Origin of the sequence: Pseudotabrizicola sp., from assembly GCF_030656345.1 — a bacterium.
In the GTDB taxonomy this organism is placed as follows: Bacteria; Pseudomonadota; Alphaproteobacteria; order Rhodobacterales; family Rhodobacteraceae; genus Pseudotabrizicola.
This window is the reverse complement of the sequence record NZ_JAUSNR010000015.1, coordinates 1-25,877: the sequence shown is the minus strand read 5'-3', so window position 1 is coordinate 25,877 and position 25,877 is coordinate 1. Positions and strand designations below refer to the sequence as shown.

Here is a 25,877-nt window from a genome sequence, read left to right as displayed (position 1 = left end):
CCCTGTTACTTGAAGGGGTTGAGCGTGCTCAGGATGTCGCCGAAGAGCGAGTCCCGCAGCGCTGTCCGCCGGGCGTTGCGCTGGACCACGATCACGTCGTCCGAGCGGATGTCCGGGTCCATTTCCTGGCCCGATCGCACCTTGTCGAGGTCGTAGGTGGCCTGTTCGCGCGCACCGCCTGTGCCGCTGCGGTACACCACGATCTGGTTGATGTCGGCGTAGGGTGCGAAGCCGCCCGAGAGGGCCAATGCGCGCAGCAGCGTGAGCTGGCCCGTCATGGGGTAGATGCCCGGGCGGATCACTGCACCTTCAATTGCGACGCGCTGCGTGGTGAACTCCTTGATGAAGAGCGAGACCTGCGGGTCGCGCAGGTACTTCTCCTCGTACTTCGCAGCGATCAGTTGTTCTGCGGCCTGTGCCGTGAGGCCCGCCACCTTCACCTGGCCAATGAGTGGCAGCGTGATCTCGCCCGACGCGTTCACGCGCACATCGCGCTTCATGTCGGGCACGCCGAACACGTCGAACTCCATCAGGTCGTTGGACGACATGCGGTAGTCGGTGCCAGCGGTGGACGGGGCGCTGATGGGCGCGTTCGGCGACTCGATGACGCTCACGGCATCGGTGGCCGTGGGCGTCTGCGCCAGCAGCGGCAGGGCCGCTGCCACGGCGAGCACGCCCATGGCCCAGTGCTTGAACGTCAGGAAGTGGTGATGGCGCATGGTGCGTCTCCTTTCAGGCACATCGGCCTATGTTCATTGCGGAGCGGGGCGGTCATGCAGCGCTCCTTGGGATTGCACGAGCTCGCGCAACTGGGTTTCGAACCGGCGCAGGATCACGTCCTGGCTCATCTCGGCTTCGGCGTGGCGGCGGCCGTTGGCGCCGAGCGTGGCGCGGCGGGTCGGGTCCGAGGCCAGCGCACGCAGCGCGTGGGCCATGGCGACCGGGTTCTCAGGCGGCACCACAACGCCACACACGGCGTCGTGCTCCACCACCCGGCACAACTCGGTGTGAGGCAAGGCGGTGGCCAGCACGGCGCGGCCGCTGGCCAGCATGCCGGTGAGCTTGGAGGGCATCACCAGGTCGGCCGCATCGGCCCGCTGGGGCAGCAGGTGCACATCGGCCAGGCCCAGCCAGTCGTTCAGCCGCTCCAGCGGTTGCAGGTCCAGAAAGCGCACGTTGTTCAGACCCGCGCAGCGCGCCTGCAGGTCGGCCCGCCCCGAGCCGTTGCCGCCCAATACGAACTGGATGCGCGGCTCGTCCTGCAGCAGGCGTGCCACGTCGGCGAGGATGTCCAGCCCCTGCTTGTTGCCCATGTTGCCGGAGTACAGGGCCACCACGGCGTCGGGCGCCAGGCCCAGCTCGGCGCGGTAGGTGCTGGGTGCTGCCAGCGGGGTGATGCCACTGATGTCCACCCAGTTCGGGAAATGCACCACCTGCGAGGGCGCCACGCCCTTGGTCCGGGCGCGGTCCACCATGCGGCCGGAGATGGTGGACACGCGGTCGAAGCGGCGCATCAGCCAGCGCTCGGCCCGCTGCACCCAGTGGCGCAGCGCAGGGCCCTTGATCAGGCCCAGGTCGAACGCGGCGTCCACCTCGTAGTCCTGAATGTGCAGCCAACTGCGGGCGCCCCGCAGGGAAGCAAATGCCGCCGCCGCCGGCGCACACATCAGGGCGGGCTCCACCACCCACACCACGTCGGGCTTCCAGCGCCACTGCGCCCACAACACCGGCAGGCTGCTCAGCGCAAAGCTGGCCAGGTGCAGCAGGCGCTTGAGGCCGCCCGGCTGCGCCGGTACCCACAGCGGCGTGCGCATCACCCGAACACCTTGCCACGTCTCGGTGCGGTACGCGCTGGCGCTGTGGCCGGTGCTCACCTTCCAGGCCGGGTAGTAGGGCGGTGCGGTGATGACGCGCACCTCGTGCCCCGCGCGGGCCAGCCACTGCGCCATCTCGCCGGTGTACTTGCCGATGCCGGTGAGCTCGGGGGCGAAGTTGATGCCGTAGAAAAGCAGCTTCACGGCGGCCCCTTGGCTTTGGGTGCTGGCACGGCGTCGCCCACGAAGGCACGCACGCCCAGCAGCTTCATCTGGTAGTGGCTGATGTTCCTGTGGCTTTGCGCCGAGACGATCAGGTAGAAGTTCTGCCGCCGCGCGATCTCGGGCACAAAGGGTTGGGTCGCTTCCAGCACCTGCTGGCCGTTCAGCCACCAGCGCACCGTCAGGGTCTCGGGTGAGTACGACACGCCGAAAACGTTGGGCTGCGTCCGGTCCAGCGGCACTTTCGATGTCGGGTTGGGGTTCTGGATCTTTTTGTAGTTGGGCCAGATGCCGGACCACGAGATGGCGGTGTGGTGGCCGCCCGGTCCGAAGCCGCCTTCGTCGATGTCGAGCTCGAACCAGCGCTCGAAACTCTTGGGGTCGCCTTCGTACACGTCTTCCATGCGGGCGTTGTGTTCGATCGGCATGAGCCACACCGCCGGAAAGTTGTCCCGGTGGTTGGACGACGTCGACACCTGGGCTTCGATGTAGAACGGCCGTGCCCCGCTGAGCAAGGGGAAGTGTCCGGGGTACGAGGTGGTCTTCACGGTGGCCAGCACGCCCCCCCGCTGCATCACCACGCCGTCGTCGGCCTGTTCGTAAAAGCTGCGGTCCTTGGGCGGACCTGTGTAGACGCCGCTGTAGTACTTGCGCCCGTCGGCCCGCCCGGTGAAATCGATGTCATTGAGCCGGGGGCAATCGCGGAACAACGGTTGCAAGGCGCCCACCTGTGTGGCGCCCGCTGGGGTGGCGGCGTCTTTGCAGATCAGGTGGTCGCTGGCCTGCGCCCCGGCACGCGCGGCCAGGCAAAGGGCCACCAGCATCAGTGTCATGAAGGGAAGTCGTGTGGAGGTCGGCATGTGAGTCCTGGGGTCAGAGGCGGGGTGCCAGCCGGTCTTGGTTGACGGCCGGGTTCGCCACGGGCGCGCTCTGCGCCACCAGCTTGTGTCCGGTCAGGCGGCTCAGCTCGGCGCAGATGGCGGCCTTGTCGTCGAGGTGGGCCACGGCCCGCTCCAGCTCCATGAGCTTGGCGCCCACGAGAAAGCGGTACCAGAAACCCTGCAGGAAGTGGTAGACCAGCCCGCTGCGGCCGTCCAGAAAACCCAGCTGGAAGATGTAGCGCCACAAGAAGTACAGGGTGGCGCTGACGGTGAAGGGAATGCGGTTGTAGATGCGTTCCTTGACCCAGCGCTTGGACGAGGCCTGGAACGAAGCGCTGTGGGCGTTGAGCCCTTCGTCGCGGCCGAACAGGCCCAGCCGCTGGTTCAGCACTTCGATGGCTTCGCGCGTCGCGTACTTGTTGTGCTTGTCGACGAAGTAGCTCAGGTCGTTGAGGTTGTGGTCGGCAAAGCCGCCGTCAAAGGTGACCGTGTGCCCGCCCCAGACCACCATGTGTTCGTCCATCCAGCGGTCTTCGATGCGGCCGTGCCCATGGCGCCACAGGCGCAGCATCACCAGCGGGTAGCGCCCACCAAAGCGCACCCAACGGTCCATGAAGATGTGCTTGCGCTTGAGGTTGACGCCCACCACCTCGCCCGACAGCAGCGGCAACTGGTCGGCGATCTCGCGCGCGAGGTCGGGTTCGATGATTTCGTCGGCGTCCAGGCGCAGCACCCAGTCGCCACGGATGACCAGCGTGTCGAGCGCCCACTGGAACTGCTTGGCCTGGTTGACGAACGCGTGCGTGTGCACCTCGGCCCCCAGCCTGCGCGCGATCTCGGTGGTGCCGTCGGTGGAGCCGGAGTCGACCACGCAGATCTGGTCGGTGAATGGCTGGATGGACCGGATGGCGCGCTCGATGTGCAGGGCCTCGTTGTACGTCAGGATGATCGCCGTGATGGTCATGGAAATCTCCTCATGCGTGCAGCGTGGCGATTTCCGCCACCGGCCTTCTCGGCGAGAAAGCCACCCGGGTGTCGGGGGCGATGGGTTCACCGAAGGCGATCATCATGATCAGCCGCTCACCGGCCGGTATGTCGCCCGCGCTGCGGATCGCGGACTCGGTCTTGTGGTTGATGGCGAGGTTGAGCGGGCAGGCGCCCCAGCCCATCGAGCGGCAGGCAAACATGAGGCACATGGCGAACAGCGCACCGTCGACATACGCCTGGTTGCGTTGCCCCGGGCCACCCCAGGCGCAGATGTCCGAGCTCACCACGAACAGGTTGCCGACCGATCCCGCAAAGCCGCGCGAGCCGCCCTGCAGGGCCAGCAGCGCCTGGATGCGCTCGGGGTCCTGGTAGGCATGTACCCGCGATGACTGGCGGTTGCACTGGGAGGGCGCGAGCTGTGCGAGTGCGATCGCTTCGAGTATCCGGTCGGGGTGCAGCGGCGTGGATTGGAGCGTGCGGATGCTGGAGCGGCTGGCCATCAGGTGCTGCAGGCTGCTCGGTGGCTGGCCATTGAACGAGTAGTCACGCGTGCCACCCTTCCAGGGCCGGGGCAGTTTCGCTTCCCAGGTTTTCAGGTAGTTCGCGATCTCGTCGAGCAAGGGGTCGGACGCGCCCACCTTGGCATGGAAGTTCACGTAGGCGTCCAGGGCGCCCAGCGACATGTGGGCGGGCACGGCAGAGTGCTGCAGGTCGTAGCGCGACAGTGCGGCCATGACAAAACGGATCTTGTCCTTGCCGAACAGCAGCTTCGGGTTCGGCAGCGACAGCCCCTTCTCGATCGTGTGGGCTTCGATGATGATTTTGTAGAACGCGCGCCGGGACTTGTCCACCAGCGGCGAGTACGAGTTGAACCGCAGGAACAAGAGAGCGTCGCGCAGGGCCTCGCTGAAGATGCCGACCACCTTGGCCAGTTTGTCAAACATGGCGTTCCTTCACCACACGGTCCTTGATCTTTCGACACGGGTTGCCGGCGCAGACGGACCAAGCGGGCATTTCCTTGAGCACGACCGAACGCGCGCCGATGACGGCACCTTCCCGGATCACCACGTCCGGGTGCACAAAACACTCCGCCGCGATCCACACGTGGTCTTCGATCACGATGGGGCCGGTGATCAAGGGCCTGGAGAGGGAATGGATGTCGTGCGAGCCGGCGCACAGAAAAGTGCGCTGGCTCACCGCGACCTTGGAGCCCAGGGTGATGCGGCCCATGCTGTAGCAGTCCACACCATCGCCGAGCGCCGAGAACTCGCCCATGACGAGGTTCCACGGTGCCCACACGCGGCAGCTGGGTGCGATGCGGCAGCCATCACCGATCTCGGCGCCGAACCAGCGCAGCAGCTGGCGCCGCCACCCGTGCAGCGCCCAGCGCGGCGTGGGCCTGAAGGCCAGCAGCCACACCACTTCCCACGCGAAGCGCCGCAGCTTGGCCGCGGTGCTGAAGTCGCTGCGGTAGCGCAGCGAGCGGAAGTCGCGCGTGACGTCGTTCAGGGATTCGCTCATGGGGCTGCGGCCTCCATTTGCGTGCTCAGAAATGCGTTGCCGGCCCGTCGCAGCTCCGACAGCTGCTGGTCCACGTCGGCCCAGTCGATGTCCCGCGCCATCAGGGCCTGGGTGTTCTGCGCCGAGAACGCCGGCGCAAAACGGCTTTCCAGTCCGACGGCGCGCAGCAGGTGGATCGCGCGGGCATTGGCGGCGGCTTTGTCGCCCGTCAGCCCGGCCACGATGAAGGGCTTTTTGAACAGCAGCGAGAACACCGTGCCGTGGAACGAGTTGGTCACCACAAACCGTGCGTTCTTGATCAAGGCGACCCACTCGCCGGGATCGGGATGGACGGTGTCGCCGATCTCGACCCAGCGCCGGTGCGGGTTGTGCGGCGAACGGATGGGGCAACCCAGTTGTTGTGCAACGAGTTCGGCTGTTTGACGGATGTTGTCGGGCGAGCGCAGCCCGTAGCAAAAGAGGTAGGACTCGTCGTGCGTGGACGGCGCGCTCTCGGTCAGCTCCGTGTAGTCGCTGTGCAGCAGCGTGGGGTCGGGTACGTTGGCCGGCTTGTGCCCGGTGGCGCGTTCGACCAGCGTGACACCGGAGGCTTCACGCACCGAAATGGCATCGAAGTTGCGCAGCAACGGCGGCAGCTGCGCCGCTTCCGACGCGGACACCCGGTCCCGACCGAAGCTGGCGGCGTACGAGATCTTTCGGGCGGGGTAGCGCTTGGCGAAGGCCAGAAAGTAGTTCGCATCAAAACCGAAATGCTGGGACGGGCTCCAGATCTGGTCGCTGCCCGCCACGAGCAGGTCGAACGACCGCGCGGCGGCCAGCGATGCGCTGTTGTCGGTGGGCGCGGCATCGGGCCTGACATCCAGGAAGCGCTCACGGAATTGATCGAACTTCGCCTTCTGGCTCTTGTTGCCGAAGTGCTCGTTGATGAATGACGACACCGCCAGATACACCACCTTCAGGTTGGCCTTGAGTTTGGCCGGTGACGTGGGCAGGCACAGGCTGCCACCGTGTTCGATGTGCGCCGGCCGGTAGTCGATGAAGCTGGCGTGGTGGCCTCGCTCGTTCATCCAGCGGCGCAAGGCATAGGCTTGCAGCGCGGCACCGTAGTTGTCGCTGAAGTGGAAGGTGAGGATGCCGACGTTCATTTTTTGAGAATCTTCTGGGTGGGGGTTGCGCCGCGCGGGCTGTGGGCCGGGCAGGTGGCGAGCAGTCGCCGGACGTTGCGTTGAAAGCGCGCGGCCACCGCCGCTCCGCCCAGGCGCACGGACTCGGCGCTCGCCAGCGCAGCGCGGTCCCACTGGAAGTCCTCGCAGATGCGCTGCAGGCGCTCCCCCAGCGCGCTGGCGTTGCCGGCCTCGAACACATAACCATTGCGCCCGTTCTCGATCACATCGCTGGCGCCGCAGCGGTCGCTGCAGATCACGGGGGAGCCCACCATCAAGGCTTCGTTGACCACCGCGCCCCAGCCGTCGAACCGGCTGGGCAGCACCAGCACGTCGGCCGAGGCCATGGCCGCGACGGTCTCGGCGTTGGGCATGCCCGGCGAGAAGCTCACCCGCCCGGCCACGCCGAGCTGGATGGCGAGCCGCTGAAGGTTCTGCGTTTCTTCACCCTGGCCAATGATGCGCAGGCGGGCCGAGGGAACGTCGAGCTGGCTGAAGGCCTGCAACAACAGATCGACCCGCTTGCGCACGATCAACTGGCCCACAAAGAGGATTTCTTTGTGATCGCGCTGCACCGGCAGGTGTTGCACCGGTGTGCTGTCCACCACGTGGATGAAGGGCACGATGCGATCCACCGGGTAGCCGCAGGCCGAGAAGAACCGCGCACCACCGTAACGGCCCGAATGGCCGATGCAGAACACGCCGCTCAGGTGGCGGCGGTAGCGCAGCGCGTCCCATGTGTAGACCAGCCAGCGGGGCAGCAGCTGTGCGCCCGGCTCGTAGCGGTTCTCCGTCATCAGGAAGCGGTGCACCGGCTCGCCCAGGCTGGCCTTGAAGGCGGCCAGCGGCAGGGCGAAACCCCGCAGGCCAAAGAACACCTGCACCGAGTCGGGCAGCGATGCCAGCTCGGCGATCTGCGCCGGTGTGGGCGCCACGTGCACCTGGACCTGGCCGGTGTGCGGCACCGGATAGCCGCGCTCGCGGTAGCGGCGGGGCAAGGCCTCGTCCACGCACCAGTGCACCGTGTTGCCGGGCATGTTCGCCAGCTCGCGGATGTACGCGGCCTGGTGGAACATGAGGTAGGAATGCCAGAAGACGAAGTTCATGTCAGGTCGACCGGTTTCTGTGGGTTCACCCGGGGCTTGTGGAGCACGCGCGATGCGCCGGCCGTCAGGCGCTGGGACAGCCACTGCGTCAGCACCGAAAACACCAACACGGGCACCAGGGCCATGAGCAGGAGAACGGTGTGGCCGAAGTCGTAGTTCTGCGCTTCCAGCCAGTGGATCCAGGCGGTTTGGGTCAGGTAGATCTCCAGGGTCAGGCCGCCCAGCAGCGCGACGACGGGGAACAGGGGCGTGGCCCGCAGGGGCTTGAGAACCGCCTCGGAGGAGAAGATGTGAAAGCTGAAGAAGACGATGGGGTAGAGCCAGACGTGGAACAGGAACTGCAGGTGGCCCATGTCGTACCGGAACACCGTGAGCTTGGTGACGAGGAACAGCAGCAGTGACATCAGGAGTGCCGCGACGGTGAACAGGCTGAGCTTCGGGGTGAGCTTCAGGCGCGCCACCAGGCAGCCCATCAGCGTGATGCCGAAGTAGTTGATCCACTTGAAATAGTCCGGGCCTTCGACCACAAACTGCGACAAATCCAGCCGGCTGTAGAAGAAGACGTACGGCACAAGCAGTGCCGCCATGGCTGTGGCGATGCCGGCGGGCTGCAGGCGCGCGAGGTAGAAGATCGGCACATAAAACACCACCACCGCCGAGATGAACCAGAACGGCGTGGGCCAGACAAAGGCCGCGACGATGTCGGTGATGCTGACCATCTGGATCTGAAGGGTGGCGAGCATGGCACAGGCGACGATCAGGACGGCGGGGTACAGGCGTGAGAGCCGCTTGCCTAGGTAGGCGAGCAGCGAGGGGCTGGTTGCGTCCGACCCGGCGGCATTCAAGCTCATGGCCAGCCCATAGCCCGAAAGGAAGAAGAACAGCGAGTTGCCGATCGCGCCGCCGGTGGCGATGCGTGGGTCCGGCACGAAGGCGTCGAGGTGCGACAAGGTGATCAACACCGTGGCCAGGCACAGCATGAGGGTGGTGTCTGTGTGTCTGCGTGTCATGTCGGGATCCGATCCAGGCTGTGTGATGGAAGGGTCGATCGCGAGGCGTTTCGCGATCGGTGGGTGGCGGTGGCCATCGGACTCAGGTTCACTTGCAGGAGCAACACGAGGATCCACAGCGAATAGGGATTGCCCACGCCGATCAGGTAGCGGTTGAAGAAGGACTGGGCCAGCATGAAGACCAGCATCAGTCCCACCATGAACAGCTGGTACCTGTGCTGGCCTGGGTTGAGACCCTGTTGAAGCGCGCGGCCGGCCGTGACGACGAACGACAGCGTGATGAGTGAGCCGAAAAAGATGCCGTGTTCCAGCGCGAGGTTGATGTACGAACTCTCGACCGGGAACCCGATGATCTCGGGCAGCGCCGAGCGGATGCCCCGGCCTGCGAACAGCAACGAGGCGTCCGAGAACACCAGTTCGATGCCGGCGCGCCAGATGTCGGTGCGACCGGTGGCGCCGGACTCCACGCCGCGGGTGGGTGAGTCGATGTCCAGGATGAGCGAGAGGTAGTCCTTGATGGCCGCCCAGTTGAAGAGGACAACGCCCACGCCGATGAGCGCCGCGAGCACCAGGCTCATGCGCGAGCGGCGCGAGCCGCGCAAGGCAATCAAGCTGATGCCCGTTGCGCCGGCAACGGCCAGCGCGAGCATGCCGGCGCGGGCCGAGGCGGCCAGCAGCACGCAAAGACACAGCGCCACCATGGCCAGCGCAAAGCCCTTTTGCGACCGGGTGGGCGCAGCCAGCCAGCGCTGAAGGAACAGCAGGGCGCCACCGCCGTACACCAGGCCACTGAGGTTGGGGTGCATGCCCAGCGGTTGGTACCGCACGAGTCCCAGGCCGTATTCCACGCTGCCCACGAGCGAGGCGAACAAGGCCGGGGACTCCAGGGCCAGCACCGTGCCCACCAGCGCCACGTAGGCCCAGCGGAACACGGCGATCAGCTCGGCCGCGCTCCGGTGCCGGATCAGGAACGCAATGGCCACCAGCACCAGCAACAGCATGGCGCCGTACATCGTGGACAGCACGTTGCCCGTCATCCACGCCACCAGCATGGCAAACAGGAAGGCGATGCCGAACAGCCATTCGACCAGGCTGGGGCGAATCTTTAGAGTGTCGCCGGACAGCGCGGAAAAGAAGCCCGCCAGGAGCAGCAGGCTGATGGCGCCCATCTGGGAGGCCTGCAGCGCCGGGCCCTCGGAGTACCACCCGGTGAGGTAGATGGCGCCGCCCAGCAGCCAGCGCGACAGCCGTGTGTTCAGGCCGCGCATGACACACCTGTGTGGTTGAAGGCCGCTTGAAGCGCCTGCATCGTGGACCGCCACCGGGCCGAGCCGGTGATGTGCCGCACCTGTTCCAGCGTGGTGGCCAGGCGTTGCGGCTGGTTGGTCGAGAACAGCAGGCGGTTGTGGCTCCGGTCCAGCGCGTAGGCCAGGGCGAGTGCGCCGGTGGCGGCAGTCGGATCGGTACCGGCGGGCAGCAAGCTGGCCAGTTCGTCTTTGAGCTGGCTGTCGCGTTCCAGCTGCTGTGCGATGGCGGGGGCGATGAAACGGAACGCGCCGTGCAGGATGTCGGTGGTTGCGGGTGGTGCCCCGTCCAGGCCGGGCATCGGGCAGCGGTATTGCAGGACCGTGCCGAAGCGCACGAGCTGGTCGCGTGACTCGCCGGTGGAGCTGCCATAGGCGCCCAGCTGGCCTTGGGCGATGCAGCGCTCGAACAGCGGCTTCAAGGGTTCCACCGTGTCGTGGTCTTGTGCTTCGTGCAGCAGCAGGCCGTCCACCCGCTCGCGTCGGAGCATGCGCAAGCTGGTCTCCAAAGACCGGGCGATGAAGTCTGGGTTGAAGTTGGCTTGGGCAGCGCGTTGGGCCATGCCCTTGAGCACAGCGTTGCGCAGGCCGGGGATGTGCCTGGCCAGGGGCTTGACGATGGCCCGCGCCGTCTGCAGGAGGCCGGGCGAAGCCGGGCGCGCCAGCCCGGCCTTGGTGAACACGGTGACGGTCTCTTGCCGACCCTTGAGGGCTTCGCCGAGCACCGATTCAGACATGCCCAGCCCGTAGGGTGGCGCGGTGTCGAAGTGGCGAACACCCAGGTCCAGCGCCGCATGCACGAGCCGCAGGGCATTGGCCTTCTCATGGCCACCCTTGAGCCGGCCGCAGCCAAAGCCCAGCCGTTGCGAAATGAGGTCGGTGGAGCTGTCCATCGTCATGCGGTGGACGGTTCGCGCTGCAGCCGCTCGGCCAGGCGGGCCGTCAGTGCCATGGCGGTGAAGGTGGGGTTGGCGTAGCTGGAGGTGCGGAACACGGCAGCACCGGCCACAAAGAGGTTGCTGGTGCCGAACACGCGCAGCTCGCTGTCGACCACGCCGTCGCCGGCGTGGTGGCCCATGCGCGCACCGCCGCACTGGTGGAAGGTGTCGCGAGCCTGGTCGAGCACGCGGGTGTCTTCGGTGTCGAGCAGTGCGTCGATTTCCACACGGGCCAGGCCGGCCGCCAGCAGGCTGTCACCAATCCGGCGCACAAAGGCGGCCATGGCGCACACCTCGGGCTGGCCGCCGATGCGCCAGTCCAGCGACGCCAGTGGCATGCCGAAGCGGTCTTTGCGCTCGGGGTCGAGCGTGATGCGGCTGTCGTCGCGGGGCAGCTGTTCGGCGTGCATGACGAGCCAGACACCGCGGTCGCCCGGGTTGTAGATGCGGTGGTGCCGCAGGTACTGCACGATCATCGGAAACCAGGCGCTGCCCATGCCCTTGATGTGGCGAATCATGTCGCCCAGGCCTTGCTTCGGCAGTCCGCCGCGCATCAGTGACCGGACCAGCACTTTCAAGTGCTGCAGGTGTTCCGCGATGCTGGACTCGAACGCGAAGTAGCCGGTGACGTTGAGCGCCGCATCCGCGCCTGTGTTGACCACGCCGGAGTCCAGCCGCAGCTTGGGCTGGTATTTGTGGCCACCGAGCACGATGTTCTGGAAGGTGAGCAGGAAGCGGGGTTTGTCCAGCAGGTGCACCCGGCCGCCCCGCATCTCCAGGTGGTCCTGAAAGCCCGCGCCCACCCACGTGTTGTCCGCCCAGGGGGCCTGGGGCTGCTCGGCCGCACTGGCGAGCAGCAGGCGGGCAATTTCGATGGTGCCGTTGGCGAGCACGAAGCGCTGGCCACGGATGGAGACCGATGTTCCGTCGGGCTGCGCCACCCGGACCGACGCGATGCGTTCACCATCGGGCGCGAGATCCAGCCCCGTGGCGTGGGCGTGCAGCAAGACGGTGAGGTTCGGCGCGTTTTGCAGGCGTTCGTGGAAGTACCGCGCCATTGCGGGCTCCTTGAGCCAGCGCGTCAGGAACAGGGTGAAGCCGGGAATGTCGGGGTAGTGCTCGCCGAAGAGCTTGTGCGCCTGCGGCGTGGATGCATCCAGCACATCGGCCAGGCGCAGTTCTTTGGCCACGGCTTCGTACCAGGGCAGCAGGTCTTCGTAGGTGATGGGCCAGGGCGCATCGGCCACACCCGGGCGGGCTTCGAAGTCGGACGGCACGAAGCCGGTGAGCTGGCCACCCCAGAGGTTGGAGGTGCCGCCCAAAGCGCGCCCACGCGCCACGGCAATGCCGGTGTGGGCGCGGCCGGTGACGGTGGCTTCGTTGAGTTGCTGGGCTGGCGCCTCGAAACTGCCGCCGCCGGTCTCCAGCACCAGCACGCGCTGGCCCTGGCGCTCCAGCAGCACGGCCAGCAACAGGGCCACCGTGCCACCGCCGACGATGACCACGTCGTGCGACGCCTGTGGTGGCGGGCTGTGTTGGAGGTCGACGATCATGCGGCGGCCCTCGGTGTACGCAAGCGGTGCACGGCGCGCGTGGCGGTGAACCAGACCAGGGCCTCGCCCAGCACCATGGCGGCCACCACCCCCGTCATGCCAGCGCTGCGCCAGATCAGCCAGGCCACGCCGAGCGAGACCACCGCGGCCACGAGGCTCTGCCAGGCCAGTCCGCCATGCCGGTTGATGGCCATGAGCACCACGCGTGGAATCTGGGTGGCCGAACACACGGCCGCGTAGAACAGGAACAGTGCCATGCTGGTGGCGGTGAAGGGAATCTGGCCGTGGGTCCAGAGGTCCAGCAGCCACGGAGCCACCAGGTACACCAGCAGCGCGCCCGCGGCGGCGATCAGCATGCCCAGGCGGTTGGCGCGGCGGTAGAGCCGCCAGAAAGCGCCGTCGTCTTTCTGACCGTTGAGCGCGGTGAGTTCCGGCCAGAGCGGATTGCTCAGGGCGTTGGTGACCTGCACTACGATGCGCGCGACGGTACGGTAGGTGTTGAACACTGCGGTGGCGGCCGGGCCCAGTGTGGCTGCCACCAGCAAGGTGAAACCTTGCAGGCTCAGTGCGTTGGTCAGGGAGAGCGAGAGGAACAGCATGCCCGGCGCGGCGGCCTGCCGGATGTCGGCGAGGCTGGCGCTGTGCACGCCCCAGCGCAGAAAGTCGGTGCGGCGCTGGCTCAGCGCGATGGCCAGCACCGTGTATGCCGCACGTGCGAGCAACGCGCCCGACGCGACGCCGATGAAGCTCCGGGTGAGCACGAGGCCAACCAGGCCGCCCGCCCAGTCGGCCAGGCGGCCGGTGGTGACCAGGTAGGTGCCCGCAGCGTAGCCGCCGGTAGCCTTGTAGACCACTTCGGCCAGGCTGCAGAGGAGGCTGAGCACCACGCTGACCGACAACAGCATGAGCACCGTTTTCCATTGCGGCACGGCCAGCAGGGAGGCGGGCAGCAGCAGCAAGGTGGCCCCCACCACAAGCAAGACCAGCAGCGAGACGGACAACAGAAATGCCACCGCGCTCTGGAACACCTCGGCCGCCCGCGCCTTCTGGCCTTGCGCAATCAGACCGATCATCTGGTTGCTCGACGCGGTGGAGATGCCGGCGTCGGCCAGCGACAGATAGAACGGCAGAGCGGTGAGTGCCAGCCAGTAGCCGTAGGTGGCCATGTCCCAGTAGTGCAGGAACAGCGGCAGCGACACCAGCTGCGTGCCGATGCTGACCACTTGCGCATAGCCGTACGCACCGGCACCCGACGCCATGCGCCCGGCGAGCGACGACAGAACGGGTGGGTGTGCGCGCAAGGGGCGTGTAGCTGACATGGGCGTTCGAACAGGTTCAGTGTTCGCCGGTCACGGCCACGGCGTAGCCGTGGTGTTTCAGCAGGGCGTGGCGCCGCGCGTCGGCCAGGTCGCAGACCACCATCTCCGACACCATGGCCTGCAGCGTGATCTGCGGCACCCAGCCCAGCGTGGCTTTGGCCTTGCTGGGGTCGCCCAGCAGGGTCTCCACTTCGGTGGGCCGGAAGTAGCGCGGGTCCACCTTCACCACCACCTGGCCCGGCTGGAGCGCGGGCGCTTTGTCGCCCACGACCGACTGCACGACGGCCTGCTCGTTCACGCCTTCGCCCTCGAAGCGCAGGGTCACACCCAGTTCCTTCGCGGCCATGTCGATGAACTGGCGCACGCTGTATTGCACGCCGGTGGCGATGACGAAGTCTTCGGGCCGCTCCTGCTGCAGCATCAACCACTGCATGTGCACGTAGTCCTTGGCGTGGCCCCAGTCGCGCAGCGAATCCAGGTTGCCCATGTAGAGGCAGTGCTCCAGTCCCTGGCCGATGTTGGCCAGGCCGCGCGTGACCTTGCGGGTGACGAAGGTCTCGCCGCGGCGCGGGGATTCGTGGTTGAACAGGATGCCGTTGCAGGCGTACATGCCGTAGGCCTCGCGGTAGTTCACCACGATCCAGTACGCGTAGAGCTTGGCCACCGCGTAGGGACTGCGCGGATAGAAGGGCGTGGTTTCCTTTTGCGGGATTTCCTGCACCAGACCGTAGAGCTCGGAGGTGCTGGCCTGGTAGAAGCGGGTCTTCTTCTCCAGCCCGAGGATGCGGATGGCCTCCAACAGGCGCAGCGTGCCCAGGCCGTCCACATCGGCGGTGTACTCCGGGCTCTCGAAACTCACCGCCACATGGCTTTGCGCGCCGAGGTTGTAGATCTCGTCGGGCTGCGTTTCCTGCACGATGCGGATCAGGTTGCTGGTGTCGCTCAGGTCGCCGTAGTGCAGCTTGAACCGGGCATTTTCGATGTGCGGGTCCTGGTAGATGTGGTCCACGCGCTGGGTGTTGAACTGGCTGCTGCGGCGCTTGATGCCGTGCACGATGTAGCCCTTGTCAAGCAGCAGCTCGGCAAGGTAGGAGCCGTCCTGCCCGGTGACGCCGGTGATGAGGGCGACCTTGGGCTGGATGTGGGAAGCGGGTGGGTTCTTTGTCATGGTGATGGGGTCCGTCATTGAGCGGTTTGCTGCAGGAAGTCCTGGTAGGTCAAGGCCAGTCCGCTGGAGAGATCGACCTTGCTGGTTTGCCAGCCCAATTGGCCCAGGCGGCTGCTGTCCATGAGCTTTCGGGGCGTGCCGTCGGGCTTGTTGGTGTCAAAGCGGATCTGGCCGGCGAAGCCGGTGGCGCGCGCGATGCCGTGGGCGAGCTCGGCGATGGTCATGTCCGACCCGTAGCCCACGTTGATGTGGCTGAGCGTGGGCTGGGTGTGTTGCTCGTAGAGGGCCTTGGGCAGGTTCATCACGTGCAGGCAGGCCGATGCCATGTCGTCGACATACAGGAACTCGCGCAGGGGCGTTCCGCTGCCCCAGATGGCAACCTCGGGCGCGCCGGACGCCTTGGCTTCGTGGAAGCGGCGGATCAACGCGGGGATGACGTGGCTGTTTTCCGGGTGGTAGTTGTCGCCTGGGCCATACAGGTTGGTGGGCATGACGCTGCGGTAGTCCACGCCATGGCTGTCACCGAACTGGCGGTTGTAGCTTTCGCAGAGCTTGATGCCGGCGATCTTGGCCACGGCGTAGGGCTCGTTGGAGGCTTCCAGTGGCCCGGTGAGCAGGGCGTGCTCGTTCATGGGCTGCGGAGCGAGCTTGGGGTAGATGCAGCTGGAGCCGAGGAACAGCAGCTTCTGCACGCCGTTGCAGAAGGCGGCCTCGATCACGTTGGCCGCGATCATGAGGTTCTGGTAGATGAAGTCGGCGGGGAAGGTGTTGTTGGCGTGGATGCCGCCCACCTTGGCCGCGGCGAGGTACACCTGCTGCGGCCTGGCCTCCGCGAAGAAGGCGCGGACAGCGGCCTGGTCGGTCAGGTTGAGTTCGGCGTGGGTGCGGGTGACGATGTGGCTGGCGGGGTGGCCCGCGGCCTGCAGCTGGCGCACGATGGCCGAGCCGACCATGCCGCGGTGACCTGCCACGTAGATGGTTTCAGGATTGTTCATGGGGGAGGGGAGTTGGGTGGGCATCAGCAGGCGCCTTCCTGTCGGAGCACGACGCGCACGGTGCGCAGCATGATCACAAGGTCGTACCAGAGCGACCAGTTGCGCACGTACCAGAGGTCCATGTTGATGCGGTGCTGGAAGGTGCTGGTGCTGCGGCCGCTGATCTGCCACAGGCCGGTGATGCCGGGGCGGGCCTTGCCGTAGGCTCGGATGCTCTTGCCGTATTCGCCCAGCTCGCGGGCCAGCAGCGGGCGCGGGCCCACGAGGCTCATGTCGCCGCGCAGGACGTTGATGAGCTGGGGCAGTTCGTCGATGCTGGTGCGGCGGATGATGCGACCGATCTTCGTGACGCGCGGGTCATTGGCGAGCTTGAAGTTGCTGGCCAGGTACTGCACGTAGAGCTTTTCGTTCTCCGTCTTCCAGCGCTCCAGCGCACCGTCGGCGTCCATCACCATGCTGCGGAACTTGATGAAGTCGAACAGCTGGCCGTCCACCCCCACGCGCTTCTGTACGAAAAACACAGGACCGGCGTCGTCGTGCTTGATGCGCCACGCGACCCAGGCGAACAGCGGCGTCAGCAGCACCAGCAGGGCGGCAGCGCCCACGATGTCGAGCGCGCGTTTGAGCACTTGCGGACCACGGCGGTTGAGGTTGTTGCGGGCGCGCAGCAGCAACACGTCGTGGCTGAAGAAGTGCGAGACCTCCATGCCGTAGATCGGCAGGCCGCCGATTGCGGGCACCATGACCAGGTCGTCGCGGGTGAGCATGAGGTCTTGCGCGAGTTCGCGCAGCCAGTTGTTGTCCCGGATGCCGAGCACGCCCACCAGCTGGTAGGGCCCGGGCCGGGCAAGAAACTCCCGCACGCCGGGACTGAGCGCGGTGGGTGCGGCCACGTACTCACCGAGCTCGACCAGCCGCGCGCCCGGGTCGGGGCAGACGACGGCCACGGGCTTGTAGCCCAGCAGCGGTTCGCTGGCCAGTGCGGCGGCGGCCTTCTCGACGTCGTCGGGATGGCCGATGAGCACATAGGGCTGGGTGAGCAGGCCGGCGCGCAACAGCCATGAGCGGATGGCCAGGCGCGCCAGCGGCAGGCAGATCAGCACGAGGCCCCAGGTCGCCCCGGTCCACAAGCGCGAGAGCGGCCACTTGGCGAGGTAGATCACCATGGCGTCGAGCAGCGCTGCGAGCACGATGACCTGGATCAACTGGCGGGTTTCGTCCCACCAGGGTTTGCGGCGGTGAGCAGAGTAGTGGCCTTGCACGGTCCACATCCAGCACACCATGGTCAGGGCAATGGCGCCGAACAGCATGACGCGCAGGTGGCCATTGGCAGACCACCAGACGTTCATCGCTTGCGGGAGGCTCATGTCGTGGAGCAGCCACGCGGGCAGGCGCCCGGCGACGAAGCAGAGCCCGAGCACCAGCAGGTCGGTCAGCACCAGACATGCCTTGGCCTGCTGCTGTCGTTGGTTGAGGTTGGCCCAGGGGGCCAGACTTCGGGCGAGGTCGTGTTCGTTGTAGAACGGGACGACGATGCTCGGGCCACTTGCGGCTGGCGGCGGCCTCTCGGCGGGGCGGGCGCGGGCCATGTCACTGCCTCCTGCGGATGGCGGTGGTCACTGCATGGACCCCATGCGGGTGCATCGAATGCACCTGCATCGAGCGTGGAAACGTCTGGTGGTTGAAGCACGACATGAATGGACACCCTGATTTCGTTGTGTGCGTTGACGTACAGTCGCGCACTTGTTTTTTCATTCTTATGGCAGGTGTCGGCTCGACATGTAACGAGCCTTGAGTTGCGCCACGAGGAGTGCGCTGGATCGAACCTTGCTTCGATGCCATGACTCAAGGTGAATGGGCGGCATGCGCCGCAATTGATGGCTCTTGTGTTCTCCGACAGGGCCCGGTTCTCAAGGAGGTTGAAACGATGCGAGTTGCCAAAGCGATCGAGCTGGATGAGAAGACCTCATCCGAGTTGCTCACGCTGTCCAGAGGCAGGCGGGTGGAGGCACGTGTACAGCAACGTGCCAGCGTCATCCTGCTGGCGGCGCAAGGTTGGCAGAACAAGGACATTGCCCAAGAGGTCAGGCTGGATCGGCGGCAAGTGGCGTTGTGGCGGCAGCGCTTCATCGAAGGCGGTCTGCAGGCATTGATGCAAGACGCTTCGCGTGCAGGGCGCACACCGAGCGTGACGTCCGAGGTCGAGTCGCACATCCTGCACACCACGCTGCAAGATCAACCGGCCACAGGCTCGCACTGGAGTACGCGCACGCTGGCTTCGCATCTGGGTCTGAGCGCCACGACCATCGGACGGGTGTGGCGGCGCAACGGCATCCAGCCGCATCTGATGGAGGCTTTCAAAGTCTCACCGCCGCCGCCTCTGTGCCTCGACGGCGGGTGGATCGACGTCGTGGGGCTCTACGTGAACCCGCGCGAGCATGTGCTGGTGCTCAGCTGTGCCGGGAAGGGCCATGTCCAGACGCACAACCGCACCCAGCCCGTGGTTGCCGGAGCCGTGGCCAGCGACGGCGTGCGCCATGAATTGACAAGCCTGTTGGTCGCGCTGAAAAAGCTGGAGGGTGTCGTGGTTGCCGAGTGCCAGGACCGGCATCACCACGAGGAGTGGTTCAAGTTCCTGCGCCTGATCGATCGCCAGACGCCCAGGCATCTGCAGCTGCACCTGATCGTTGAAAACCAGGCCACGCACAAGCGACCCAAGGTCCAGGCCTGGCTGGCCCAGCACCCGCGCCTGGTCGTGCACTCAACCCCGACCAACACCTCGTGGTTGAGCACGGTCAAGCGTTTTTTTCGCGAGATCGACCACCATGGGATCGCCCGCGACCGGTTCACCAGCGTGCCCGAACTTCAGCAAGCCATCGCCCAGTACACCGAACGGCTGGACAAGGAACCCAGGCCCTTCATCTGGACGGTCCGCGCTGCGGACACCGCCCAGGTGACCCGCGCGAAGGCCGCGCTGGCGCGTTGGACGTTAAGTGCAGAACAAAATGGTGCACTGCAGCAAGAGGTCGATGTAACCGCTGTCTGGGCATGAGTGGGGTTCTTACATCCCGAAACGCGGTTGCGCGGGCGGGTCGGCTCGGTCAGAGGGCCGTGATGTCTGTCTGCACCGGCCATCGCAGCGACTGCATGTCGCCGTTGCCGCTGGCCTCGAACTCGTGTTGCAGCAGCAGCGTGTAGCGCCCCGGGCGCGGTGTGCACAAGCGGTAGCCGTCGGATACTGGGCTGAGCGTGACGCCGCCGGACTGCTCGGTCTGCAAGCGCCAGGCTTCCACGTCCGAGGTGTTCATGCGCAACGTGACGCAGAAGCCGCGTCTCATGTTGGAAAGCACCACCAGCCGTTGCTCGGCGCTCCAGTCACCGCCGACCACCGGAACCAGTTGTGAAGGGTGGCTGTTTTCCAGCACCCGCATGATGGGTGGGATGATGATGCGGAAGTCCAGTGAAGCGCCTGCGCGTCCCTGCGTGACCAGCAGGCTCTCACCCATGCCGGGTGCCGGGATCAGCAGCAAGGGGATGGAGGTCAGTCCAGCAAGGAGAGGGCGCAAAAATCGGGTCATGTCCCACTATCGACACCCACCGCTCCAACTTGAGGGGCGCCCCCCCGGGCTCATTCGTTGCGCTGTACCGGGATCGTCATTGCGATGTTCTCTCGCAGGCGCACGTCCACCTTGACCTGGCCCTGGTCGACCACGTTCCACGGCAGCGGCAGGGTATCGCCGCGCACAGTCACGGTGCGCGGGCCGCTGGCCACAAACGGAAACTCGAAGCGACCCTGGCTGTCGGTGCGAACGGCGTATCGGTTGTCGAGGAACACAGTGACATTGGGAACGCCGGTTTCGCTGGCTTCCTGGGTGCCGCTGCGGTTGGCATCGAAGTACACCGTGCCTTCGATGCGCCCTCCCCCGTCGGCCGCTTTGCCGCCGAGCGGCACGTCGCGGCTGCCGGCCTGGAACTCATAGCGCAGCACGGCGTAGAACGAGCGGTCATTTTCCGGAATCACCACGGCCAACGGCGCCAGTGGGTCGAGTGACGGGCTGAAGCGGCTTCGGCCGGAGGAGCGGTTGTAGTTGCCCTCCAGGCTCCAGCGCGCGTCGATCCGCCAGTTGGCGCCCACGTTCAGGCTGTGGCGTGTCTGTCCGCTGTTGCTGCGCTCGGTGTTGAGGTTGCCGCGCAGGCCCGCCTGGCCGGAGAGCGGAGCGGCCACGCTCACCGCCCCGTTCCAGGTGGTTTCCGCCGGCAGGTTCTGGCCGGCGCTGTAGGCGGTGGTGCCCAGGCTGGTGGACAGCGCCCAGCCCTGCGGCACCATCCATTCCTGGTCCCAGGTCAGGTCACGGGAGGCGATCTGGTCTTCGCCACCCGTGAGTTCCAACCTCAGGCCGGTGCTGCCCCAGCTGTTCTGCATGCGCCAGTCACCATAGGTGCTCCAGGCGTTGCCATTGAAGCGACGCACCGCTGCACCGGCGCCCAGCGTGTGGTCGCGGTTGATGCGCCAGCGCGCAGACCCGGTGGCGAAATAGCCGCTGCCGCTGCGTCCACTGATCGAGTCCAGCCAGTCCACCGAGCCTTCCGCCGACCACTGACGCGTGCGCCAGTTCGAGCGCACATAGGCACCCACGATGTCGTTGGCCACCGGCAGGTTGGCCCAGGTCAGGTCGGGCTCCAGCCGGTAGGCGCCCACGCCGTGTCGGCGTGGCCCTTCTTGCCACTCGCTGTCGATCCAGAAACCGTTGCGTGCGCCGCTCACGTTGGTGGCCCGGGTGGAGATCAACTGTCCCTGAACGTGATGCTCCGTCCCTTCGTGCCGCAGAGCCAGCAGGGTGGAGTCGGCGCTGACGAAGTCGCTGGCCTGTTGGGGCCTGTCCAGCTCGCTGACGCCGCGTGCGGTTTCGTGCTTCATCGCCGCCGTCCAACCTTGCCTAGACAGCGGGCTGGCATCGGAAGCGTTGATGCGCCATTGACCCGACAAGGTGGTGCGGCGCCCGGGCAATGACCGGAATCCGCTGGCGGGCAGGAAGTCCAGCCGCCCGGGCTCGCCGGTGGAGGCCTGCAGCTGCAAGCCTTGTTCGGGGTTTTCCAGCTCGGTGCTCAGGCCCTGGAGGATGGCCGATGGCAGGTAGATGCGCCCCGGCAGGCGCGTGATTTCGGGTGCCGGGGCGTTGATCACGCCAAGCTCGTTGCTGGTGAGCCAGCCCCCCTCCAGCGGCATCGCCCGCTGGCGCAGGGTGAGGGTGCCGCTGCTGTCGCGGGGCGCGTAGGTGCCGTCCACCGACAGCGCTCCGTGGTTGGGCGTTTCCAGCAGGCCATAGATGCCGTAGCCGATGCGCGTGCTTTGGGTCTGGTCGAAGGGTTGCGTGCCCAGCCGGGTCTCCAGGCGCAGGAAACGGGGCCAGCCCTCGCGGTTGTATTCGTAGCCGGTGTCGTCGGTGGTTGCCTCGGGCGGCAGGTTTTCGATCACACGGTCCACGTAGGCCGGTACGGCCGTGGCTGGCGGCGCCGTCTGCGCCCATGCAAACGACAGGGGTGCGAGGGCTCCCACGATGACCAGCAGGCAACGGGCCGGGCGCGTCACCCCTTTCGTCATGGGTTGAAGCGCGTGTCCAGCGGCACGCTGTTTTTGCCCCATTCAAGCTTGCCCCGGACCACCAGCGGAAACCGCACCTCGGGCACCGGCTTGCCATCTTCAACCACCGGGCTGAGGGCCACCGCTCGCGTCTCGCCCGGCAGGATCGGCAGGTCTGAAGGTGCCAGCTCGAAGCGTGCGCCGGTGGCGTCGGTGCCATCGACGAAGCCACCCATCCGACCATGTGCGTTGCCCAGGTTGCGCACATCGACCACGGCCGTTGGCTTGCCATCCACCGTCACCACCCGGGTGCTGGCAATCTCCAGCCGCGGCGCAGCGTCTCCAACGGCTGCGTATACGATCACGCCGATGCGCCCACCCACCGGGAAGTTCAGGCTGCCTTGAACCTGGGCCGGCTCCAAGCCTTCGATCATGATGGCAAAGCGGCATTCGCGGGCCGGCGTACCGGGCGGGGGCGTGATCTCGAAGCGGTAGCGGTAGCGCGCGCCAGGCTCGATTACCAGCTCGCGCCGCTCGATCGCCACCCAGGGCCGGCAACTGTCTGCGGCGAGTTCGTCGCTGAAGGTCACCGAGTTGTCGGTATTGAGTTTCCAGTCGGCGGTGTAGATGCGGTAGTTTCCCTTCTGCTGACCCGCGTGCTGGATCTCGATCACCTGGCGCAGCGACTGACCCGCAATCGCCTGCACCTCGAACCGCGGTGGGGTGATGTAGGCAGCGAAGCCTTGGGCCCATGAAGCCAGTGGCGTACACAGGGCAACCCCGACACACGCCCAACCCAGCAGCGTATGGAGGGTGCGGACAAACAATCCTGGCAACACAGTCGGCATGGCGATTCAGTCGACGTCGAGTTCGAAGTGGAAATTCAGGCGCCGGCTGTTGGACGTCCAGTCGGCATTCGAGCGCAGACGCACCTGCATCTGGTCTTCCAGCGTGGCGCCGGGGATCGTGCCGGCGTACACCAGGGTTCGTTCGCCGGATACCAGCCGCCCAGCCTGCAGACGGCCCTGGGTGGTCCAGACCGCCTCGATGTTCGAGGCCTGATCGCGCGGCAGCACCATGTAGATGCGTCCGCTGCGACCGACCCAGTCGCGCGTATCGATGCGGATGTTGACGCGCACCCAGGCTTCCATGTCGCCCGAGGACGCCTGTCCTCTTGCCATGGGCAGCCACTGCATCTGCACATTGGGTGGCACGGTGTGGCTCAGCGAGTCGTCCAGCCGGTGCGGGTTGGCCAGTGCAACGCCGGCGATCAAGACGCCCAGCATGCCCACGAGCAGGCGACTCGACAGGTTCATGGTGCCGTCAGGGTGTAGGTCACCGTGCCGTTGTAGGTGCCCGCTGCCCGCACCGCGCTGTTGGCATAGCTGAAGGTGTGGCAGTTCTCGAGGTAGGTGTTGCCGGGCACGGTGGCCAGGGTCAGGGTGCCACCGTTGAAGGTGCCGGCAGGTATCACATTCGGCGCACCACTGCCTGGCGCGGAGACGGTCCAGCTGATCTGGGTGAACGGGATGGTGTCGCCGCCGGCGCTGGTCAGGTTGGCCGGTGAAACCACGGTGAGCGTGGCGCTGGCGCTGCCGGAGTTGCGGCGGAAACCTGCACCGACCATGACTTGACTGGCGGGTGTCGGGCAGGTGTTGTTGCCATCGCCGTACAGGCTGATGTTCTGGGTGCTGTTGCTGGTCATGGCGAGGGCCGCTCCGTTGCCCAGCTGGGCAAAGGGCACCGCCACTTCCACCCGGTTGCGGGTGGCGTTGGTCGTGGGAGAGGCGCCGTTGAGGGTGCCGCTTGCGCCACTGACTGTGCCGTTGCCCACATGCAAAAACAACCGACGCTGGCCCGAGTTGACGTTCAGTGACCACGCATGAGCAGCGACCATCTCCGCAACGAACAGCAAAGCCAGACAGGCGCTGCCCGCCTGGCGGACGGTGATGCGGCGGGTCGTGCGCTTCATGGTGTCATTGTGACGGGGGCTGTTCAAAAGGGTTCCCGTTGGGCACTGTCATCGATGCCTTTGCAAAGGCCTGAAATGATCACGGAGGGTTGCTCCACGCAAACCCTCCGCGATCTCAATGGGAGCGGCTTGGCCGCCTCCTTGAAGCAGACTCAGGGCATGGTGGCGGTGTAGGTCACACGGCTGTTGTTGGCCACGATCGCGCCGTAGGTGCCGGCAGGCACCACGGCCGTGTTGGCGTAGCTGAACGTCCAGTCGGCCGTACGGTCGGTGATCTTGGTGCCGGAGGACAGCGTCACGTTGCTGCCGGCGCCCGTGCCGCTCGCGGGAATCACCGGGCTGGGCAGGGCAGCCAGGCTGCTGGTGGCGGTGATCTGGGTCCAGGGAATGGTTTCGCCCGGGACGCCGTTCGACAACGCGCCGACGGTGGCGGCGGTGAGCACGATCTGACCGTTGTTGCCCACCACACGCACCGGCACCACGGCGCCGGTGATGACCGCGGCGGGCGAGCCCGCGCCAGCGCCGACGGCGCCCGGGTTGGTCGTGTAGTCGAAGGTCACCAGGTTGACGGATGTGTTGTTGACCGGGGGGACCGTGAGCGCGCCGGCGCCCACACCCAGAAAGAGTACGCGCGGGATGATGACGCGAAAGTCCAGGGCGGCCTGAGCATTTCCCGCGGTGACCAGCTGCGATTCGGCCGAAGCGAGCAAAGGAGTGGCCAGGGCCAGGGCCAGGGTGGTTTTGAGCAGCAGGGCTTTTTTCACGACGTTTCCTTCAAGTGGAAGTGAGATGTGTGGACTGAGCACTTTCAGGTACCTGCTCCACGGGGTTGGTTGGCCCAATGTTACGAAATGGCACAAGCGCTGGCAAGCTTGCAGTGGGAAAAAATTCACATATCTCAACAACTTACGGCGACTTTGTTACCCAACGGTCGAAAATTTTAGACGAATGGCCACAAAAATGTTCAAGTTCTGGAGCGGTTTGCCGAGCTCGTACTTTTTGCCAGCAGGTGAGACAACGGAAGTGCACTCGCCGACTTGACCTCACCCAGAGAAAAACTGGTGTGCAGGTCCTTCACGTTGGGCAGGTTGAGCAGGACCTCGCGGGCGAACTGGCTGAAGTGGTTGAGGTCGCGGCTGACCACCTGCAGCTCGAAGGTGCCGGAGCCGCTGATGTAGTGGCAGGACACGACCTCGGGAATCTCGCGGATCGCGTTCTCCAGCTTGCGCGTGACGTCGCCGCTGTTGCGGTCGGCGTCCAGGCGCACGAAGGCCAGCACGCCCAGCCCGATCTTTTCGCGGTCGATCTCCGCGCGGTAGCCGCGTATGAAGCCAGCCTCTTCGAGCGCACGCACGCGGCGCCAGCATGGGGCGGCCGAGAGGCCCACGCGTTGGGCCAGTTCGGCGTTGGTGAGGCGACCATCGCTTTGCAGTTCTTGCAGGATGGTGATGTCGAACTTGTCGAGTGTTTCCATGGGAGCCTCTTCGGAGAAAGAATGTTGCTTGATCATCCATAAATCGGGCATGAAACGCAAACACCTGTCGCGCGACGGGGCATACACTGTGCGCCACACTGGAGCCGTGTGCCTACGAGGCGCACGGCTTCGGCCCATGAAACGCCCACGAGGCGACCCTGCCCATCACGGAGACACAACGATGAACGCCCCCCTGCCCGAACACATCCGCCGCGCCCTGGAAACCGTGACGCTGGACGACAAATACGCGCTCGACCAGGGGCGCGCTTTCATGAGTGGCGTGCAGGCGCTGGTGAAGCTGCCCATGCTGCAGCGCCAGCGCGACGCCCTGGTGGGCAAGAACACCGCGGGTTTCATCAGCGGTTACCGCGGCTCCCCACTGGGTGGCTACGACCAGGCCTTGCAGAAGGCGGCGCCCCACCTCAAGGCGCAGAACATCGTGTTCCAGCCGGGCGTGAACGAAGAGCTGGCCGCCACCGCGCTGTGGGGCACGCAGCAGCTGGGATTTGCGCCGCCCGGCATCAACAAGTTCGATGGCGTGTTCGGCATCTGGTACGGCAAGGGCCCGGGCGTGGACCGCTGCTCCGACGTGTTCAAACACGCCAACATGGCGGGCACCACGCCATGGGGCGGCGTCATCGCGGTGGCCGGGGACGACCACGTGGCCAAGAGCTCGACCGCCGCGCACCAGAGCGACCACATCTTCAAGGCCTGCGGCCTGCCGGTGTTCTTCCCGACCTCGGTGCAGGACATTCTGGACCTGGGCTTGCACGCCATTGCCATGAGCCGCTTCAGCGGCGTGTGGGCGGGCATGAAGACGATTCAGGAGATCGTGGAAAGCAGCGCCACGGCCATGATCGACCCGGAGC

24 protein-coding genes and 1 pseudogene are annotated in these 25,877 nt (G+C 66.1%); 2 read left to right on the top strand and 23 right to left on the bottom strand.

All coding sequences use genetic code 11. The annotated features are described in order from the left end of the window. Nucleotides 1–5: 5 nt before the first annotated feature. The 16 genes from Q7J44_RS08075 to wbaP all read right to left on the bottom strand — a co-directional run bounded on the left by Q7J44_RS08075 (nucleotide 6) and on the right by wbaP (nucleotide 17,570). Complete coding sequence (locus tag Q7J44_RS08075; protein WP_304878739.1) at nucleotides 6–719, bottom strand: polysaccharide biosynthesis/export family protein; 714 nt, start codon at nucleotides 717–719, stop codon at nucleotides 6–8. Between the two features lie 33 nt (nucleotides 720–752). After that, the gene (locus Q7J44_RS08070; protein ID WP_304878737.1) at nucleotides 753–2,018 is read right to left on the bottom strand and encodes a glycosyltransferase WbuB; all 1,266 of its coding nucleotides are present in this window, start codon (nucleotides 2,016–2,018) and stop codon (nucleotides 753–755) included. After that, the gene (locus tag Q7J44_RS08065; protein ID WP_304878736.1) at nucleotides 2,015–2,869 is read right to left on the bottom strand and encodes a hypothetical protein; all 855 of its coding nucleotides are present in this window, start codon (nucleotides 2,867–2,869) and stop codon (nucleotides 2,015–2,017) included. The genes Q7J44_RS08070 and Q7J44_RS08065 overlap by 4 nt, the downstream gene beginning before the upstream one ends. 40 nt (nucleotides 2,870–2,909) lie before the next feature. Then, on the bottom strand, nucleotides 2,910–3,881 hold the full coding sequence (locus Q7J44_RS08060) for a glycosyltransferase family 2 protein (protein WP_304878735.1): 972 nt from the start codon (nucleotides 3,879–3,881) through the stop codon (nucleotides 2,910–2,912). Nucleotides 3,882–3,891: 10 nt separating this feature from the next. After that, the gene (locus Q7J44_RS08055; RefSeq protein WP_304878733.1) at nucleotides 3,892–4,848 is read right to left on the bottom strand and encodes a nitroreductase family protein; all 957 of its coding nucleotides are present in this window, start codon (nucleotides 4,846–4,848) and stop codon (nucleotides 3,892–3,894) included. Continuing rightward, complete coding sequence (locus tag Q7J44_RS08050; RefSeq protein WP_304878730.1) at nucleotides 4,841–5,425, bottom strand: hypothetical protein; 585 nt, start codon at nucleotides 5,423–5,425, stop codon at nucleotides 4,841–4,843. The genes Q7J44_RS08055 and Q7J44_RS08050 overlap by 8 nt, the downstream gene beginning before the upstream one ends. Beyond that, nucleotides 5,422–6,570 carry a polysaccharide pyruvyl transferase family protein gene (locus tag Q7J44_RS08045; protein ID WP_304878728.1) on the bottom strand — a complete coding sequence of 383 codons (1,149 nt, stop codon included), beginning with the start codon at nucleotides 6,568–6,570 and terminating at the stop codon, nucleotides 5,422–5,424. Before Q7J44_RS08045 ends, Q7J44_RS08050 begins: the two co-directional genes overlap by 4 nt. Then, the gene (locus Q7J44_RS08040) at nucleotides 6,567–7,694 is read right to left on the bottom strand and encodes a glycosyltransferase (protein WP_304878726.1); all 1,128 of its coding nucleotides are present in this window, start codon (nucleotides 7,692–7,694) and stop codon (nucleotides 6,567–6,569) included. Before Q7J44_RS08040 ends, Q7J44_RS08045 begins: the two co-directional genes overlap by 4 nt. Continuing rightward, nucleotides 7,691–8,704 (bottom strand): acyltransferase, encoded by a 1,014-nt coding sequence (locus Q7J44_RS08035; protein WP_304878724.1) that lies wholly within the window; start codon nucleotides 8,702–8,704, stop codon nucleotides 7,691–7,693. Before Q7J44_RS08035 ends, Q7J44_RS08040 begins: the two co-directional genes overlap by 4 nt. Beyond that, nucleotides 8,701–9,972 carry an O-antigen ligase gene (locus Q7J44_RS08030; protein ID WP_304878722.1) on the bottom strand — a complete coding sequence of 424 codons (1,272 nt, stop codon included), beginning with the start codon at nucleotides 9,970–9,972 and terminating at the stop codon, nucleotides 8,701–8,703. The genes Q7J44_RS08035 and Q7J44_RS08030 overlap by 4 nt, the downstream gene beginning before the upstream one ends. Next, nucleotides 9,960–10,907, bottom strand: coding sequence for an aldo/keto reductase (locus Q7J44_RS08025; RefSeq protein WP_304878720.1), 948 nt, complete (start codon nucleotides 10,905–10,907; stop codon nucleotides 9,960–9,962). Before Q7J44_RS08025 ends, Q7J44_RS08030 begins: the two co-directional genes overlap by 13 nt. After that, nucleotides 10,904–12,499 carry a GMC oxidoreductase gene (locus tag Q7J44_RS08020; protein WP_304878718.1) on the bottom strand — a complete coding sequence of 532 codons (1,596 nt, stop codon included), beginning with the start codon at nucleotides 12,497–12,499 and terminating at the stop codon, nucleotides 10,904–10,906. The genes Q7J44_RS08025 and Q7J44_RS08020 overlap by 4 nt, the downstream gene beginning before the upstream one ends. Further along, nucleotides 12,496–13,758 (bottom strand): lipopolysaccharide biosynthesis protein, encoded by a 1,263-nt coding sequence (locus Q7J44_RS08015; RefSeq protein ID WP_304878717.1) that lies wholly within the window; start codon nucleotides 13,756–13,758, stop codon nucleotides 12,496–12,498. The genes Q7J44_RS08020 and Q7J44_RS08015 overlap by 4 nt, the downstream gene beginning before the upstream one ends. 76 nt (nucleotides 13,759–13,834) lie before the next feature. Beyond that, complete coding sequence (gene gmd / locus Q7J44_RS08010; RefSeq protein ID WP_304878715.1) at nucleotides 13,835–15,004, bottom strand: GDP-mannose 4,6-dehydratase; 1,170 nt, start codon at nucleotides 15,002–15,004, stop codon at nucleotides 13,835–13,837. Next, nucleotides 15,001–16,005 carry a GDP-L-fucose synthase gene (locus tag Q7J44_RS08005; protein ID WP_304878713.1) on the bottom strand — a complete coding sequence of 335 codons (1,005 nt, stop codon included), beginning with the start codon at nucleotides 16,003–16,005 and terminating at the stop codon, nucleotides 15,001–15,003. The genes gmd and Q7J44_RS08005 overlap by 4 nt, the downstream gene beginning before the upstream one ends. Next, nucleotides 16,005–17,570: an undecaprenyl-phosphate galactose phosphotransferase WbaP gene (gene wbaP / locus Q7J44_RS08000; protein WP_304878712.1), complete on the bottom strand. Its 1,566-nt coding sequence runs from the start codon at nucleotides 17,568–17,570 to the stop codon at nucleotides 16,005–16,007. The genes Q7J44_RS08005 and wbaP overlap by 1 nt, the downstream gene beginning before the upstream one ends. A gap of 338 nt (nucleotides 17,571–17,908) precedes the next feature. On the opposite strand from wbaP, the gene Q7J44_RS07995 reads away from it, so the two are divergent. Beyond that, the gene (locus tag Q7J44_RS07995; protein WP_304878710.1) at nucleotides 17,909–19,033 is read left to right on the top strand and encodes an IS630 family transposase; all 1,125 of its coding nucleotides are present in this window, start codon (nucleotides 17,909–17,911) and stop codon (nucleotides 19,031–19,033) included. 49 nt (nucleotides 19,034–19,082) lie between these two features. Here Q7J44_RS07995 and Q7J44_RS07990 read toward each other — a convergent pair whose 3' ends face one another. The 7 genes from Q7J44_RS07990 to Q7J44_RS07960 form a co-directional block, all read right to left on the bottom strand. Then, nucleotides 19,083–19,559, bottom strand: coding sequence for a hypothetical protein (locus Q7J44_RS07990; protein WP_304878708.1), 477 nt, complete (start codon nucleotides 19,557–19,559; stop codon nucleotides 19,083–19,085). Nucleotides 19,560–19,609: 50 nt separating this feature from the next. After that, entirely contained in the window at nucleotides 19,610–21,583 is a 1,974-nt protein-coding gene (locus Q7J44_RS07985; RefSeq protein ID WP_304878706.1) for an SdrD B-like domain-containing protein, read from the bottom strand. Further along, nucleotides 21,580–22,410, bottom strand: a complete 831-nt coding sequence (locus Q7J44_RS07980) for a hypothetical protein (RefSeq protein ID WP_304878704.1) — start codon at nucleotides 22,408–22,410, stop codon at nucleotides 21,580–21,582. The genes Q7J44_RS07985 and Q7J44_RS07980 overlap by 4 nt, the downstream gene beginning before the upstream one ends. 6 nt (nucleotides 22,411–22,416) lie before the next feature. Beyond that, nucleotides 22,417–22,878 carry a hypothetical protein gene (locus Q7J44_RS07975; protein WP_304878702.1) on the bottom strand — a complete coding sequence of 154 codons (462 nt, stop codon included), beginning with the start codon at nucleotides 22,876–22,878 and terminating at the stop codon, nucleotides 22,417–22,419. Next, complete coding sequence (locus Q7J44_RS07970; protein WP_304878701.1) at nucleotides 22,875–23,534, bottom strand: hypothetical protein; 660 nt, start codon at nucleotides 23,532–23,534, stop codon at nucleotides 22,875–22,877. The genes Q7J44_RS07975 and Q7J44_RS07970 overlap by 4 nt, the downstream gene beginning before the upstream one ends. Before the next feature lie 152 nt (nucleotides 23,535–23,686). Continuing rightward, nucleotides 23,687–24,298, bottom strand: coding sequence for a hypothetical protein (locus tag Q7J44_RS07965; RefSeq protein ID WP_304878700.1), 612 nt, complete (start codon nucleotides 24,296–24,298; stop codon nucleotides 23,687–23,689). 200 nt (nucleotides 24,299–24,498) lie between these two features. After that, complete coding sequence (locus Q7J44_RS07960) at nucleotides 24,499–25,008, bottom strand: Lrp/AsnC family transcriptional regulator (protein WP_291217250.1); 510 nt, start codon at nucleotides 25,006–25,008, stop codon at nucleotides 24,499–24,501. Between the two features lie 181 nt (nucleotides 25,009–25,189). On the opposite strand from Q7J44_RS07960, the pseudogene Q7J44_RS07955 reads away from it, so the two are divergent. After that, nucleotides 25,190–25,877: pseudogene (locus tag Q7J44_RS07955) on the top strand (indolepyruvate ferredoxin oxidoreductase family protein); the annotation flags it as partial.

Bases quoted from the DNA above. Each gene is read 5' to 3' on its own strand.
- Q7J44_RS08075 (WP_304878739.1), bottom strand. From the start codon at position 719: ATGCGCCATCACCACTTCCTGACGTTCAAGCACTGGGCCATGGGCGTG.
- Q7J44_RS08065 (WP_304878736.1), bottom strand. From the start codon at position 2,869: ATGACACTGATGCTGGTGGCCCTTTGCCTGGCCGCGCGTGCCGGGGCG.
- Q7J44_RS08060 (WP_304878735.1), bottom strand. From the start codon at position 3,881: ATGACCATCACGGCGATCATCCTGACGTACAACGAGGCCCTGCACATC.
- Q7J44_RS08055 (WP_304878733.1), bottom strand. From the start codon at position 4,848: ATGTTTGACAAACTGGCCAAGGTGGTCGGCATCTTCAGCGAGGCCCTG.
- Q7J44_RS08050 (WP_304878730.1), bottom strand. From the start codon at position 5,425: ATGAGCGAATCCCTGAACGACGTCACGCGCGACTTCCGCTCGCTGCGC.
- Q7J44_RS08045 (WP_304878728.1), bottom strand. From the start codon at position 6,570: ATGAACGTCGGCATCCTCACCTTCCACTTCAGCGACAACTACGGTGCC.
- Q7J44_RS08040 (WP_304878726.1), bottom strand. From the start codon at position 7,694: ATGAACTTCGTCTTCTGGCATTCCTACCTCATGTTCCACCAGGCCGCG.
- Q7J44_RS08035 (WP_304878724.1), bottom strand. From the start codon at position 8,704: ATGACACGCAGACACACAGACACCACCCTCATGCTGTGCCTGGCCACG.
- Q7J44_RS08030 (WP_304878722.1), bottom strand. From the start codon at position 9,972: ATGCGCGGCCTGAACACACGGCTGTCGCGCTGGCTGCTGGGCGGCGCC.
- Q7J44_RS08025 (WP_304878720.1), bottom strand. From the start codon at position 10,907: ATGACGATGGACAGCTCCACCGACCTCATTTCGCAACGGCTGGGCTTT.
- Q7J44_RS08020 (WP_304878718.1), bottom strand. From the start codon at position 12,499: ATGATCGTCGACCTCCAACACAGCCCGCCACCACAGGCGTCGCACGAC.
- Q7J44_RS08015 (WP_304878717.1), bottom strand. From the start codon at position 13,758: ATGGCGTCGGGTGCCGGTGCGTACGGCTATGCGCAAGTGGTCAGCATC.
- gmd (WP_304878715.1), bottom strand. From the start codon at position 15,004: ATGACGGACCCCATCACCATGACAAAGAACCCACCCGCTTCCCACATC.
- Q7J44_RS08005 (WP_304878713.1), bottom strand. From the start codon at position 16,005: ATGCCCACCCAACTCCCCTCCCCCATGAACAATCCTGAAACCATCTAC.
- wbaP (WP_304878712.1), bottom strand. From the start codon at position 17,570: ATGGCCCGCGCCCGCCCCGCCGAGAGGCCGCCGCCAGCCGCAAGTGGC.
- Q7J44_RS07995 (WP_304878710.1), top strand. From the start codon at position 17,909: ATGCGAGTTGCCAAAGCGATCGAGCTGGATGAGAAGACCTCATCCGAG.
- Q7J44_RS07990 (WP_304878708.1), bottom strand. From the start codon at position 19,559: ATGACCCGATTTTTGCGCCCTCTCCTTGCTGGACTGACCTCCATCCCC.
- Q7J44_RS07985 (WP_304878706.1), bottom strand. From the start codon at position 21,583: ATGACGAAAGGGGTGACGCGCCCGGCCCGTTGCCTGCTGGTCATCGTG.
- Q7J44_RS07980 (WP_304878704.1), bottom strand. From the start codon at position 22,410: ATGCCGACTGTGTTGCCAGGATTGTTTGTCCGCACCCTCCATACGCTG.
- Q7J44_RS07975 (WP_304878702.1), bottom strand. From the start codon at position 22,878: ATGAACCTGTCGAGTCGCCTGCTCGTGGGCATGCTGGGCGTCTTGATC.
- Q7J44_RS07970 (WP_304878701.1), bottom strand. From the start codon at position 23,534: ATGAAGCGCACGACCCGCCGCATCACCGTCCGCCAGGCGGGCAGCGCC.
- Q7J44_RS07960 (WP_291217250.1), bottom strand. From the start codon at position 25,008: ATGGAAACACTCGACAAGTTCGACATCACCATCCTGCAAGAACTGCAA.